Source organism: Amycolatopsis rubida (assembly GCF_900115345.1).
GTDB lineage: Bacteria > Actinomycetota > Actinomycetes > Mycobacteriales > Pseudonocardiaceae > Amycolatopsis > Amycolatopsis rubida.
On sequence record NZ_FOWC01000001.1, the window covers coordinates 1,103,684 to 1,116,564 of the forward strand.

Sequence of the window (12,881 nt, forward strand, 5' to 3'; positions counted from 1 at the left end):
TTCTCTCGGCAGAAGGAGTTCGGCATGGCGGTTTCCGGCATCATCAGCGCGATCGTGATCGGTCTGATTCTCGGCCTGCTCGGCAAGCTGGTCGCACCTGGCAAGCAGTCGATCCCGATCTGGCTGACGATCATCGTGGGCATCGTCGCCGCGTTCGTCGGCACCGCGATCGCTCGTGGGATCGGGTACGCCGACACGAAGGGCATCGACTGGCTGGAGATCATCACCCAGGTCGTACTGGCCGCGATCGGCGTGAGCCTCGCCGCGAGCCTGTACGGCAAGCGGAAGGTCAAGGGCTAGTTCAGTCGTCGAGTTCGGGTTCGAGGAGGCTCATCAGGTACATGTCGTGGTACTGGCCGTCGGGCCCGCGATGGCATTGGCGATGCCTGCCGTCCTCCACGAACCCGACCTTGCGGTAGACGTGCCGGGCGCGCTCGTTCTCGGCGACGACCCAGAGCGCGATCAGGTGCAGCCGCATCACGTTGAACCCGTAGCGGCACATGAGTTTCAACGCCTCGGTGCCGTACCCGCCGTCCCAGTGGTCGGTCTCGCCGATGTAGATGTCCAGCTCGGCGCGGCCGATCTCTGGGCGGGCGTCCCGCAGGTCGACGACGCCGATCAGCTTGCCGGCCTCGATCGATTCGATGCCGAGCACGACGTTCTCGTAGGTATTCACCGGGCGTTCCTCGCCTCGCTTGCGCAATTGGGCGAGTGAACGCGGGTAATCGCCGGTCATGTACCGGCCCACCTCCGGGTCGTGGATCCAGCGGTAAAACGATTCGGCGTCCGAAGGTTCGATCGCCCGCAGCCGGACCAGCTTCCCCGTGAGCATCCGCGCTCCCCCTCATTCTCGTTTCAGCACAAGGAAATCCGTGACGCCGACCAGTCCGAGGAACTGCCGCACCCCGGGCGGCATCGGCTGGCGCGATTCATCATGCACGAGTTCCGGATCGCGCACGCGGTATTTACGGCCGCGCGTGATCACCTCCGCCTCGCCCGCGGCGCGGACGTTGCGGACCCAGTCCGCGTCCGGTCCGTAGGTGAGCGCGACGACGAATCCGTCGTCGGTGCGGAAGATGTTGAGCGGGGTGCGGAATTCGCGGCCGGACTTCCGGCCGTGGTGCACGACCACCCCGAATCCGGGCAGTTTGCCGGCGAAGGGTTTCGTGACCCGGTTGGTGACCACGCGGTTGAACCGGGCGAGACGTTCGGGCAGCACCATGCCGCCGAGCCTAATCCAACGAACGTGGAATTTCCTGCCGGAGACGCGCTGTGCGCCTGCGCGGGCCGGTCTGGTGGGATGGGCCCGCAGGTGGACACGAGGTGGGGAGCGGGATGTCGCAAGACTGGCCGATGGGGCAGGAACCGCACGCGGCGGTGCTCGTCGCGCGAGGCCTGATCGAGCATCCGGAGCAGCTGGATCACGTGCTGCTCGACGACGAAGAAGGCTGGTTCGTCAGCGACGGCACGGAGTTCGGCGAGGATCCGGAGCTGGACGAGGAGCAGTTCGCCACGATGTGCCTCCATGACGTCGTGGAGCTGATGCCGCAGCTGTCGGCGCTGGGCGAACTGCCTGCCGGGATGGGCGCGGAGTGGAACGCCGACAACGCGTCCTGGGTGCTGATTTCGCCGCTCGTGCCGAGCGATGACGACGAAGCCCGCGCGTACCGGGAGGCTCGCGCCGCCGCTTGGCCGCACGCCGGGTCGCCGATGGACGAGGTGAACCTCAGCCTGGGGTTGATGGAGATCGGCACCGCGGCGGACGCGCCTGCGCGCGGCGTGCGTTACGTCAGCCGGGAAGAAGACGGCACGTGGATGTTCGTCGGCTTCGAGGTGCCGGATCCCGACGAGCAGACCGAGGTCGAGGTTGACACGCTGGAGCTCGGGCACGTGGCCCAGCTGTACCCGGACGTCGTCGAGCTGCTGGACGCGGAACCGGGCGAAGTGTTCTTCCGCGAGGCTCCGGATGCCGAGTGGCTGCACGTAATCGACGACGGGGAGTGAACATGTCCGAGGAATGGCCGCTGCGACAGGACCCGGAATCCCCGGTGATCATCGCGCACGACCTGGTGGACCATCCGGAGAAACTGGCCTTCGTCGTCCTCGACGATGACGACGACTGGTTCATCAGCGACGGTGCCGAGTTCGAAGAGGACATGGAGGTCAACCGCCAGCTGTTCGGCGCGACGGCCCTGCGCGAGGCGGTGACCCTGCTGCCGCACCTGGTCGCGCTGGCCGACGTGCCGCCGGGGATGGCCGCGGACTGGGATCCGGACCGCCGCACCTGGCTGCTCAGCTCGGTGTCGGATTCCGATGACCTCGACGAGGATTTCGTGCACCGGGAGGCCCGGATCGCCGCCTGGACGCACCCCGGCTCGCCGCTGGAAGAAGTCCAGCTGAGCACCGGCTTGACCGAGATCGGAACGACCGCCGGCGCACCGGCGCGGGCAGTGCGCCAGGTCGTTCGCGAGCAGGACGGCACCTGGCTGTTCGTCGGCTTCGAGGTCCCCGAAGCGGAGGATTTCGAGGTGGAGGGCCTGGAACTGGAACACGTCGTGCAGCTGTACCCGGACGTCGTGCCGACCCTGCTCGCCGCGCCGGGCCAGGTGTTCGACCGGGCGGAACCGGGCGCGCCGTGGGAATTGGTGGAAGGCTGACGTCCTTTGTGGACTGTCTGAAATCGCAGACGCTTTCCGGTAGTCGTTGGTTGGGCGGCCCCGGCCGGATCAGTTCTACTGTGCCGACTCGCTCGCACGCCGCGGGCCGCTTCGGGAGGTTCCGTCGATGACGACGAAGTCCGGGGACGGTTTGAGTCGCCGGTTGACCGGCAGGCACATCCGGTTCATCGCCCTTGGTTCGGCGATCGGCACCGGATTGTTCTACGGCTCCTCGGACACGATCGCCAAGGCCGGGCCGTCGGTTCTGCTCGCGTACCTCATCGGCGGCGCGGCGATTTTCTTCGTCCTGCGTGCACTGGGCGAGATGGCCGTCAACGATCCCGCGCCCGGTTCTTTCGGCGAATACGCGCGGAAACACCTGGGCCCGCTGGCAGGCTTCCTGACCGGCTGGACCTACGCGTTCGAGATGGTGATCGTCTGCGTCGCCGATGTCACGGCTTTGGCTGTGTACATGGGATTCTGGTTTCCCGATGTGCCACGCTGGATCTGGGTGGTGCTGACGATCCTGGTCATCGCCGCCGCGAACCTGGTGAGCGTACGGGTTTACGGTGAGCTGGAGTTTTGGTTCACCCTGGTCAAGGTCGTCGCCATCGTCGCGATGATCCTCGGCGGCGCGGCGATCCTGATCTTCGGCCTCGGCGGTGCCTCCGGCAGCGCCGCCACCCTGTGGTCCCACGGCGGCTGGTTCCCCAACGGCCTCAGCGGTTTCATCGCTTCGTTCGCCTTGGTGATGTTCGCCTTCGGCGGCACGGAAATCTTGGGTCTCACCGCCGCCGAATCCGAGGACCCGCGCACCGCCATGCCCAAGGCGGTCAACACGGTCCCGGTTCGCGTTCTGCTTTTCTACGTGGCGACCCTGGCGATCATCATGATGCTGAACCCGTGGAACACGATCAGCACGTCCGGAAGCCCCTTCGTCCAAATCTTCGCTGGTCTTGGATTGCACTCCGCCGCAACGGTTTTGAACATCGTCGTGGTCACCGCCGCGTTGTCCGCCATCAACAGCGACATCTTCGGCGCCGGACGGATGATCTACGGCCTGGCCCGGCGCGGCCAGGCACCCGCGATCATGGCCCGGGTCACGCGTAATGGCATCCCGTGGATGACCGTCCTGGTCGTTGCCGCGGCGCTGAGTCTGGCTGTTGTCCTGAACTATCTGCTGCCGGACAGCGCTTTCCTGCTGATCGCGTCGGTGGGCACGTTCGCGACGGTGTGGGTGTGGTTCATGATCCTGCTTACCCACTACCGGTCCCGGCGCGGGAAGTCCGCCGCCGATCTGGCGTTCCCGGTGCCGTTCTGGCCGGTGGGCCAGGTTCTGACGATGGTGTTCATGGTGTTCGTCTTCGTGGTGATGGCCTTCGCCGAGGACACTCGCCTGGCGCTGCTGGTCGGAGTGGTGTGGCTGGCGGTGCTGTGCGCGTTGTACTGGTTCCACCGCCGGTCGGCCAAACCCGCGGCGAACGCTTTCGCGGATGTGGGCCCGTGAGCAGCGGACATCGAGCTGGCCCGGTCGCGGAGCCAGCGCCGCGGCTTGCCGGCCTGATCGGTCGCCTCCTAGTATCTTAAAAACTTACGCTAAGATATTAGGAGGCGAGATGGAGCGGCTGCCTGCACTGGCCTTGGCCGACCGGGCGCGTGTCCTGCCGGGCATCCCGATGCCCGGGGTGCCCGCGCTGCCGATGCCCGAACACGTGCTCGACGCCGTGCGCCACGCCGCCGGGCGGGTGAGGCCGCGCCAGTCGTGGGGGACGCCCGAACTGCGCCGGGCCATCGCGGAGCACCTGGGCGGGCAATCCGGTCTGGCAGTCGACCCGGACCGCGAACTGCTGGTCACGCACGGCGCGCAGCAAGGGATGAGCGTCGTGCTGCGCGCCCTGCTCGCGACCGGGGACGAGGTGCTGGTGCCCGCCCCGACGTATTTCTTCGATGGCATGGTGCGCATGGCCGGAGCCCGTCCGGTCTACGTGCCGGGACGGCCGGAGCACGGGTGGGCCACCGACGTCGACGGCCTCCGCGGCGCGGTCACCCCGGCGACAAGGGCGATCCTGCTGTGCAACCCCAACAACCCGACTGGACACACGCCCTCGCGGGACGAGCTGTCGGCCGTGCTCGCGCTGGCTTCCGAGCACGGGCTGCTGGTGCTCGCCGACGAGTCCTACGCCCGGTATGTCCACAGCGGACCTGGATATGCGCCCCAGCAGCTGCTGCGCGGCGAATGGCCCGAGCTGGTGACGGTGACCAGCCTGAGCAAGAACTACGCGTTCACGCAGTGGCGCATTGGCTACGTGCACGCTCCGGCCCACTTGGCCGAGCGCGTGCACCGGGCGTTCGAGTGGGATGCGATCAACGTCGGCGACGTGCCCCAGGCGGCGGCGTGTGCGGTGCTCTCTGGGCCGCAGGACTGGCTCGACGTCGTCTTCGCCTCTTTCCGGCAACGGCGGGATCAGCTGTGCGCCGCGCTCGACGCGGCGGGACTGCCGGTGGTGCGGCCGGATTCGGGGATTTTCGTGTTCCCGGACCTGTCCGTGCTCGGGAGGCGGGGGCGAGATCTCGAAGACCTGCTGCTGCGTGCGGGAATCCCCGGCGTCGCTGGGGACGCGTTCCAGGGGCCGGGCACGCATGCTCGGCTGCTCTACGGCGGTGCCGAGGCGGATCTCGCCGAGGCGGGGAAACGGCTCGCCGCGCTGGCGGGCTGAGCGCGGCGGGTCAGGGGACCGCGATCTCGGCGTCGGTGATCGACCGGCTCGCGGCCAGCGCGCCGATGGTCTCCCGGCGTGCCGACGTGGTCCGCCGCCGCATCGCGGCGCGGGCCGCGTCGGGGTCTCGCGCGGCGATGGCGTCCACGACAGCCTGGCGCTCCCGCAGTCGTTCCGGCGGCATCGAGGGGTCGAGCCGGATGCTCAGCCTGGAGATCCGCTCGATCTCGTCGAGCACGCCGATCGACGCCGCGGCAAGGCGGTGGTTGCCGGAGCCGTTCGCGATGATCGATTCGAACTCGTAGTTCGCGCGGAACCGCTCCTCGAAGTGCGGGCCGCCGAGCTGGTCCTCGTCGGTGTCGATGGCCAGCTCCGCCAGCCGGGCGCCGTCGGCCGCCGGCAGCCCTCGCTCCGCACACAGCGCGGCCGCCTGCGACTGGAGCAGTGCGCGCATGTCGCAGAGGTCGGTCGCGTCTCCGAGCGTGACCGGGGAGACGACGTAGCCGGCGCGGGGCAGCGGCCGCACCAGGCCGTCGCGGTGCAATCGCGCGAGTGCCTCGCGCACGGGAGTCTTGCTCAGCCCGAACGCGGTGGCGACCTCCAGCTCCGTGAACGTCGCGCCCGGTGCCCGGTCCAGCTCGATGATCTCCCGCTTGAGCCGCCGGTAGGCGTTCTCCATCAGGCTGCCCGTTGGCGGGTGCTCGCGGATCAGGTCGGGCTCGTAACGCACCTGCTGCTCCCTTGGTCCGGCGGTCGTTGAAACGGTACACCGGGCGAAAAATATCTTAGAGACGTCTTGCTAATATCTTAACGGATTCCTACTCTGCATCCAGATGTTGGACAGGGCGAAGGAGACCGCAGTGCTTCCCAGTTCCGATCCTCGTTCCGGCTGGCGCGTCGGCGCCGACATCGGGGGCACGTTCACCGACGTGATCGCGCTCGGCCCAGCCGGACAGGTGGTGCCGATGAAGGTCCTGTCCACCCCGCCCGATTTCGGGACCGGCGTGGTCACGGCGACCACTGGCGTGCTAGCGGAGGCCGGTGCCGCTCCGGACGCGGTCACCGCGATGCTGCACGGCACCACCGTTGCCACCAACGCGATCCTCGAGGCCGCCGGAGCGCGCACTGCCGTGGTCACCACACTGGGCTTCCGGGACGTGCTGGAACTGGGCCGGCTGCGCCGCCCGGTGCTCTACGACTTGTCGTGGGTCAAGCCAGTCCCGCTCGCCGCGCGTCGCGACCGGCACGAACTCGCGCAGCGCATCACCGCGGACGGCCGCCTGGACCCGGCCGCGGACGAGGCCGAGGTCCGCGCGCTGGCCTCCCGGCTGCGCGCGGACGGCATCGAGGCGGTCGCGGTGTGCCTGCTCAACTCCTACGTCCGTCCCGACGAGGAGCGGCGCGTCGCCGAGTCGCTGCGTGCGGAGCTGCCTGGGGTCTACGTGACCGCTTCGGTCGACATTTCCCCGCAGCCGCACGAGTTCGAGCGCACCAGCACCGCCGCCGTCAACGCGTACGTCGGGCCGGCCGTGCACGGCTATCTCACCCGGCTCGAAGCAGGACTGCGCGCGGAGGGCGTGCACGCGCCGCTGATGGTCATGCAGTCCAGCGGCGGTTTGCTCGACGCGGAGTCGGTGTCGCACCGGCCCGTGCAGATCATCGAGTCCGGCCCGGCCGCGGGCGTCACCGCGGTCCGGCGGCTCGCGCACCTGCTCGACCTGCCGTCGGTGGTCGCGTTCGACATGGGCGGCACGACCGCGAAGGCGTCGCTGATCGAGCACGGCGAGCCGTTCGTCTCGGCGGACTACGAGGTCGGCGGCGGGATGAACGTCGCACGGGGCTTGGGTTCCGGCGCGGGCTACCCGGTGCGGACGCCGTCGATCGATATCGCCGAGGTCGGTTCCGGCGGTGGCAGCGTCATCGCTGTCGACGAGGCAGGCGCGTTGCACGTCGGTCCGGCGAGCGCCGGTTCGCGGCCCGGGCCCGCCTGCTACGGCAACGGCGGCGAACTGCCCACGCTCACCGACGCCAACGTGTCCCTTGGTTACCTCAGCCCGGACGCGTTGGCGGGCGGGCGCGTCGCCGTCCACCCCGACCTCGCCGCCAAGGCCCTCACCACCGTCGCCGAGCAGCTGAAGCGCGAACCCCTGGACACCGCGCGCGGGGCGTACGAGGTCGCCGTGTCGAACATGACCACGGCGGTCAAAGCGGTCACCAGCGAACGCGGTCGCGATCCCCGCGACGCGACCATGGTCGCCTTCGGCGGTGCCGGACCGCTCTATGCCGCCGAACTCGCCCGGGAACTGGGCATCGCCACCGTCTTGGTCCCCGCGCATCCCGGGCTGTTCAGCAGCCTCGGCCTCCTCGTCGCGGACACGGAGCTGCACGAGATCGCCCCGTACCGCGAGGAGCTGGCGGACATCGACGCACTGGCGACGGAATTCGCCGCGCTCACCGCGAAGGTGACCGCGGAGCTGGGCGAGAACGCCGTGCTCGAACGGTTGCTCGACCTGCGCTATCGCGGCCAGCGTTTCGAACTGCGCATCCGCCTGGACGACGGCGACCTCACCGAAGACCTCCTCGCCGCGGCGCGGGCGCGGTTTCACGCCGAACACCAACGCACCTACGGCCGCGCCGGCGGCGACGACCTGGTCGAGCTGGTCAACCTTCGCGTGCGTGGCGTGGTGCCCAGCACTGTGCCGCTGGAGGATGTCTTGCGCCCGGCCCCGGACGACGATCGGACGCCGTCGACCCGCGAATGCCGGTTCGCCGCCATGACCCGCACCCCTGTGCTGCGGCGCGCGGATCTGGGAGCCGAGCCGGTCGAGGGCCCGGTCATCGTCGAGGACATGGACGCCACCACTCTCGTGCCGCCCGGTGCCCGCGTGCACCGGGACCAGTTCTGCAACATCGTGATCACCTGGAGTGCCGCATGATCCGCGACGCCGTCACCTTCGAGGTCTTCCGCAACGCCGTCACCGGCATCGCCGACGAAATGGCGATCACCATCGTGCGCACCGCGCACTCGCAGATCGTCGCGTCCAGCATGGACTTCTCGGCCGCGCTGTGCGATATCCGCGGCCGCGTGATCGCGCAGGCCAACACGTGTCCGGTGCACCTGGGATCGGTTCCGGACGCGATGGCCGCGATGCTCGCCGAGTTCGGCGACGACCTCCGGCCCGGCGACCTCTACCTGCTCAACGACCCGTCGCGCGGCGGGATGCACCTGCCGGACATCTTCGCCGTCGCCCCGGTTTTCGCGGGCCAGGACCTGCTGGGCTTCTCGGTGACCGTGGTCAACCACGCGGACGTCGGCGGCTGGGTGGCCGGGTCGATGGGTGTGCAGTCCACGAGCATCTTCGCCGAGGGAGTGCAGATCCCGCCGTCGCGGCTGATCGACGGCGGACAGCTGAACACTGCTTTTCTCAACCTCATCCTGCGTAACGTCCGGGAACCGGAGTTGCTGCGCGGCGACCTCGATTCCCAGCTCGCCGCGTGCCACGCCGGTGCCGAGGGGATGCGCGCGCTCGCCGCCCGCCACGGCGCCGACGGACTCGCGGAGCTGACCGACGAATTGCTCGACTATTCGGAAACCTTGCTGCGTGCCGCGCTCGCCGAGGCCGTACCCGGCAGCTACGAGTTCACCGACCACATCGACGACGACGGCCTCGGCTCCGGCCCGATCCCGTTCCGCGTCAAAGTCACGTTGTCCGGCACCGGGATCGAGCTGGACTTCAGCGGCTCCTCGCCGCAGGTCGCGTCCGCGCTCAACGCGACCGCGTCCTTCACCCGCTCAGCCTCCTATGCCGCGGTACAGGGCGCGCTCGCTCGCGACATCCCGGCCAACAGCGGGTTCTACCGGCCGTTCACGTTCGTCATTCCGGAAGCGTCCATTCTGGACGGACGGCGGCCGTCCGCCCGCGGTGCGCGCGGCCTGGTCGCGTACCGGATCATCGACGCCGTGCTCGGCGCCCTCGCCCCGGTTTTCCCGGATCGCGTGCCCGCCGCGGGCGACGGCGGTCCGGACTCCGTCGCGGTCGGGGTCACCGACTCGGACGGGAACTCCGTGGTGCTGTGGGACATCCTGTGCGGAGCGTGGGGCGCCCGGCCGGACCGCGACGGGGTGGACGCGATCAGCCCGCTCGGTGCCAACCTGGCCAACACGCCGGTGGAGGAACTGGAACGCGCGGGCCATATCCGCATCGACGGCTACGGCTTCCTGCCCGACACCGGCGGTGCCGGGAGGTTCCGGGGCGGCCTGGCGACCTTCCGCGACATGACGGTCCTCGCTCCGGAAGCGAGCGTGCAGATCCGTTCCGACCGGCGGAAATTCCTGCCCTACGGCCTCGACGGCGGAGCCGCGGGCACGCCGTCGCTCAACATCGTCGATCCTGGCGGACCCGGCGAACGCCTGCTGGAATCCAAACCGTATCTCGTGCTGACCGCGGGTACCCGGCACCGGCACGTGACCGCGGGCGGCGGCGGGCACGGCGACCCGTTCACCCGGGAGCCGCGTCGCGTCCTCGACGACGTGCGGGAAGAGAAGGTGACCAGAGCGGGCGCGGCCCGCGATTACGGCGTCGTCGTCACCGCGGACGGCGTGCTCGACCACAACGCCACGGCCGCCTTGCGCGCTCGCTGATCCCCGTCATCCGGAAAGGACTGTCCAGAAAGGACTCCTTCATGAAACCGGTCGTCACCACCACCGCGGTGTCCGCGCGCACCTGGCGCAAAGTCGGCCTGCGGATCATCCCGCTCATCGGCGTCGCATACGTCATGAGTTACGTCGACCGCGCGAATCTCGGCTACATCGCGGGTCCGATGTCGCGCGATCTGCACCTCGACAGCGGGCAGCTCGGTCTCGCCGCGGGGCTGTTCTTCATCGGCTACGTCATCGTCGAGGTGCCGAGCAACCTCGCGCTGCGACGGTTCGGCGCGCGCAAGTGGATCACCCGGATCATGCTCACCTGGGGCCTGGTCACCGGAGCCACGGCGGCGGTCGGCTCGGCAGGTTCGCTGTACGCGGCGCGGTTGCTGCTCGGGTTCGCGGAGGCCGGGCTGGCGGCCGGGATCCTGCTGTATCTGACCTACTGGTTCCCGCGGCGGCAGCGATCCTGGGCGCTGACCGGATTCTTCCTGATGATTCCGGTGTCTTCGATCGTCGGTTCTCCGCTCGCGGCGGCGCTGCTGGAGTGGGGGCGGCACCTGTTCGGCATCGCGGGCTGGCGCTCGCTGTTCCTCGTCGAAGGCGCGGTCACCATTCTCATCGGCGTGCTGATCTTCGCCTTCCTGCCCGACCGGCCCGCCGACGCGCGCTGGCTCGGCGAAGCGGAAAAGGCGGCGCTGGAAGAAACCCTGGCCGCGGAGACCGACGAGCAGCGCGGGCACGGTGCGCTGACCGGACTGCGCCAGGCGCTGACCAGCGGCCGGGTGTGGGCGCTCGCGGCGGCGTTCTTCGCGATCGTGTTCGGGTTGTACCCGCTCGCGTTCTTCCTGCCGACGATGATCGCCACGATCACGCACGGCGTCGGCGGTGCGGCGGAGATCGGGAGCGTGCTGCTGTCCGGCATCCCCTACGTGGTCGCGGCGCTCGCGATGCTGGCCTGGGTACGCTTCGCGGGCCGCCGGTCCGCCGTCACGGCCACCGCGGTGCCGATGGCAGTCGGCGCGGCCGGGTTGCTGCTCGCGACGTTCGCGGGAAACGGCGCGTTGTTCATCGTGGCGGTCTGCCTGAGCGTGGCCGGGATCTACACCGCGATGCCGCAGTTCTGGCGCATCCCGGCGATCGGCCTGACCGGCACCGCGGCGGCGTCGGGGATCGCGTTGATCAACTCGGTCAGCAACCTCAGCGGATTCGTCGGCCCGTATTTCACCGGCGCGATCAAAACCGCGACCGGGAGCTTCACCTTCGCCCTGCTGGCGATCGCCGCGATCATGGTCGCCGGTCTCGCCGTGCTGCTGACAGCAGGCCGCCGGATGGAGCGCCTCGACGGCCACCTGATCCCGTGAAGACGGGGTGACCTCCAGCACGGCACCACCGTCGGCTCGCTCGCGGGTTAATGGCACGACGGGAATCGCGGAGTGTCCAAGAGAAAAGCCCCAGGTCCTAAGTGGACATCCACTGACCTGGGGCTTCTCTTGGAGAGCGGATGACGGGAATCGAACCCGCGTATTCAGCTTGGGAAGCTGATGTTCTACCATTGAACTACATCCGCAGTGCTCCGCCAGCATACACAACCACGGCACTCCCCTGTCCAGCGGGCCACGCCTTGACGCTCCCCCGGCAAAGTGACAACACTTGTTGTCGACCCACGCTGCGGAGGTGCGCGATGGACGACCCCGAGATGTTCCGCCAAGGCGGGTTCCGGCTGGCAGCCCGGACCCGAGGCGCCACCGCCGACGAAACCCAGCTCAACCGGCTCCGCGGCTTCGCGCAGCAGGAAGACGCCCTTGCCGACGCGGTCGTCGAGTGGCTGCACCGGGAACCCCACCACCAGAGCCGAGTCGACCGGGCGCTGGCCGGGGACCAAGTCCCGCCGGAACTGGCCGCCTTCGTCGAGCAGGTCGAAGCCACCCCGTACTGGGTCGATCACCGGCGGCTCGTCAGCGGCGCGAAGGCGATCACGCGGGCCGGGCTGCTCGGGCTCTTCCCGCTTGGCGACATGTCGCTGATGGGTGGCTACCTGGCTTCACGTGCGACGAAATCCCTGGTCGGAACCGGGGAAATCGAGCACCGGGCACCGCGGCGGCTGGTCGAGACCGCGGCGTGGTGGATTGACGTCACCACGCCAGGGGCGCTCGAGAAGCACGGCACCGGTTATCAAGCCGCGCTGAGGATCCGGTTGGTGCACGCGCACGTCCGGCGCGCGATGAACAACCGGCCCGACTGGGATTACGAGCGGTGGGACCGGCCGGTCAATCAGGTCCAGACCGCGGGCACTCTTCTGCTCTTCTCGCTCGTCTACGTCTTCGGCACGCAGCTGCTCGGCCTCCGCTACACCGCCCGCGAGAAGGCCGACATCCTGCATCTTTGGCGCTACGTCGGCTGGCTGATGGGCGTCGCCGACGAACTGCTGCCCGCCGACGAGGACGACGCTTGGCGGTTGCTCTGGATGCTCGCCGCCACCGAGTTCATCCCCGACGACGACTCCAAACGGCTCGCCCGCGCCCTCGTCGATACGCACGCGGCGATCGGCGAGGGGCGCGGGGCCGCCGGCAAGGTGCTCGCGCAGGTGAACGTCGGCGTGCACTCCGCGATCAGCCGGCTCGTGCTCGGGCGGGACAACGCCGACTTTCTCGGGCTGCCGGACAACCCGGTCGCGCAGGCCGCGGTGCTCGCCGCCGCGGGGGTGAATTACGCGGCGGAGACGGTCCGGCAGCTCGTGCCCGGCGCGACTGCGCTGCAGGAAGCGCTCGGCGCGTTCGGGCGGCGGCGGTACCTCAAGCGGATGGACGCGGTGTTCGGACGGAGGGGTGCCCCGGCCGCGTTACCCGCCCGATAGGCTGC

12 protein-coding genes and 1 tRNA gene are annotated in these 12,881 nt (G+C 69.2%); 9 read left to right on the top strand and 4 right to left on the bottom strand.

All coding sequences use genetic code 11. The features are described 5' to 3' along the window. Nucleotides 1-24 precede the first annotated feature (24 nt). Nucleotides 25-300, top strand: a complete 276-nt coding sequence (locus tag BM362_RS05415; protein WP_067577607.1) for a GlsB/YeaQ/YmgE family stress response membrane protein — start codon at nt 25-27, stop codon at nt 298-300. A gap of 1 nt (nt 301) precedes the next feature. On the opposite strand, the gene BM362_RS05420 is transcribed toward BM362_RS05415, so the two are convergent. Both BM362_RS05420 and BM362_RS05425 read right to left on the bottom strand, forming a co-directional pair. After that, entirely contained in the window at nt 302-832 is a 531-nt protein-coding gene (locus tag BM362_RS05420; RefSeq protein WP_093572359.1) for a GNAT family N-acetyltransferase, read from the bottom strand. Nucleotides 833-844: 12 nt separating this feature from the next. Beyond that, nucleotides 845-1,222, bottom strand: coding sequence for a nitroreductase family deazaflavin-dependent oxidoreductase (locus BM362_RS05425; RefSeq protein WP_093572360.1), 378 nt, complete (start codon nt 1,220-1,222; stop codon nt 845-847). A 113-nt stretch (nt 1,223-1,335) separates the two neighbouring features. On the opposite strand from BM362_RS05425, the gene BM362_RS05430 reads away from it, so the two are divergent. The 4 genes from BM362_RS05430 (at nt 1,336) to BM362_RS05445 (ending at nt 5,374) form a co-directional block, all read left to right on the top strand. Next, nucleotides 1,336-2,004 carry a hypothetical protein gene (locus tag BM362_RS05430; protein WP_232791522.1) on the top strand — a complete coding sequence of 223 codons (669 nt, stop codon included), beginning with the start codon at nt 1,336-1,338 and terminating at the stop codon, nt 2,002-2,004. A 2-nt stretch (nt 2,005-2,006) separates the two neighbouring features. Then, on the top strand, nt 2,007-2,657 hold the full coding sequence (locus BM362_RS05435; protein ID WP_067577604.1) for a hypothetical protein: 651 nt from the start codon (nt 2,007-2,009) through the stop codon (nt 2,655-2,657). 127 nt (nt 2,658-2,784) lie between these two features. Continuing rightward, a complete protein-coding gene (locus BM362_RS05440) occupies nt 2,785-4,164 on the top strand; it encodes an amino acid permease (RefSeq protein WP_067577599.1) in 1,380 nt (459 codons plus the stop codon). 109 nt (nt 4,165-4,273) lie between these two features. Next, nucleotides 4,274-5,374 (top strand): pyridoxal phosphate-dependent aminotransferase, encoded by a 1,101-nt coding sequence (locus tag BM362_RS05445; protein WP_067577597.1) that lies wholly within the window; start codon nt 4,274-4,276, stop codon nt 5,372-5,374. A 10-nt stretch (nt 5,375-5,384) separates the two neighbouring features. On the opposite strand, the gene BM362_RS05450 is transcribed toward BM362_RS05445, so the two are convergent. Beyond that, nucleotides 5,385-6,104: a GntR family transcriptional regulator gene (locus tag BM362_RS05450; protein WP_244287046.1), complete on the bottom strand. Its 720-nt coding sequence runs from the start codon at nt 6,102-6,104 to the stop codon at nt 5,385-5,387. Between the two features lie 130 nt (nt 6,105-6,234). Here BM362_RS05450 and BM362_RS05455 point away from each other — a divergent pair, with 130 nt between their 5' ends. Genes BM362_RS05455 through BM362_RS05465 form a run of 3 tightly spaced genes read left to right on the top strand, consistent with a single transcriptional unit; the run spans nt 6,235 to nt 11,383 of the window. Continuing rightward, nucleotides 6,235-8,310 carry a hydantoinase/oxoprolinase family protein gene (locus BM362_RS05455; RefSeq protein ID WP_244287047.1) on the top strand — a complete coding sequence of 692 codons (2,076 nt, stop codon included), beginning with the start codon at nt 6,235-6,237 and terminating at the stop codon, nt 8,308-8,310. Continuing rightward, nucleotides 8,307-10,016 (top strand): hydantoinase B/oxoprolinase family protein, encoded by a 1,710-nt coding sequence (locus tag BM362_RS05460; RefSeq protein ID WP_093572362.1) that lies wholly within the window; start codon nt 8,307-8,309, stop codon nt 10,014-10,016. The genes BM362_RS05455 and BM362_RS05460 overlap by 4 nt, the downstream gene beginning before the upstream one ends. Nucleotides 10,017-10,057: 41 nt before the next feature. Then, on the top strand, nt 10,058-11,383 hold the full coding sequence (locus BM362_RS05465; protein ID WP_093572363.1) for an MFS transporter: 1,326 nt from the start codon (nt 10,058-10,060) through the stop codon (nt 11,381-11,383). 135 nt (nt 11,384-11,518) lie between these two features. On the opposite strand, the gene BM362_RS05470 is transcribed toward BM362_RS05465, so the two are convergent. Beyond that, a tRNA-Gly gene (locus tag BM362_RS05470) sits at nt 11,519-11,589 on the bottom strand. Nucleotides 11,590-11,703: 114 nt separating this feature from the next. On the opposite strand from BM362_RS05470, the gene BM362_RS05475 reads away from it, so the two are divergent. Next, complete coding sequence (locus BM362_RS05475) at nt 11,704-12,876, top strand: oxygenase MpaB family protein (RefSeq protein ID WP_067577588.1); 1,173 nt, start codon at nt 11,704-11,706, stop codon at nt 12,874-12,876. The last annotated feature ends 5 nt before the right edge of the window (nt 12,877-12,881 follow it).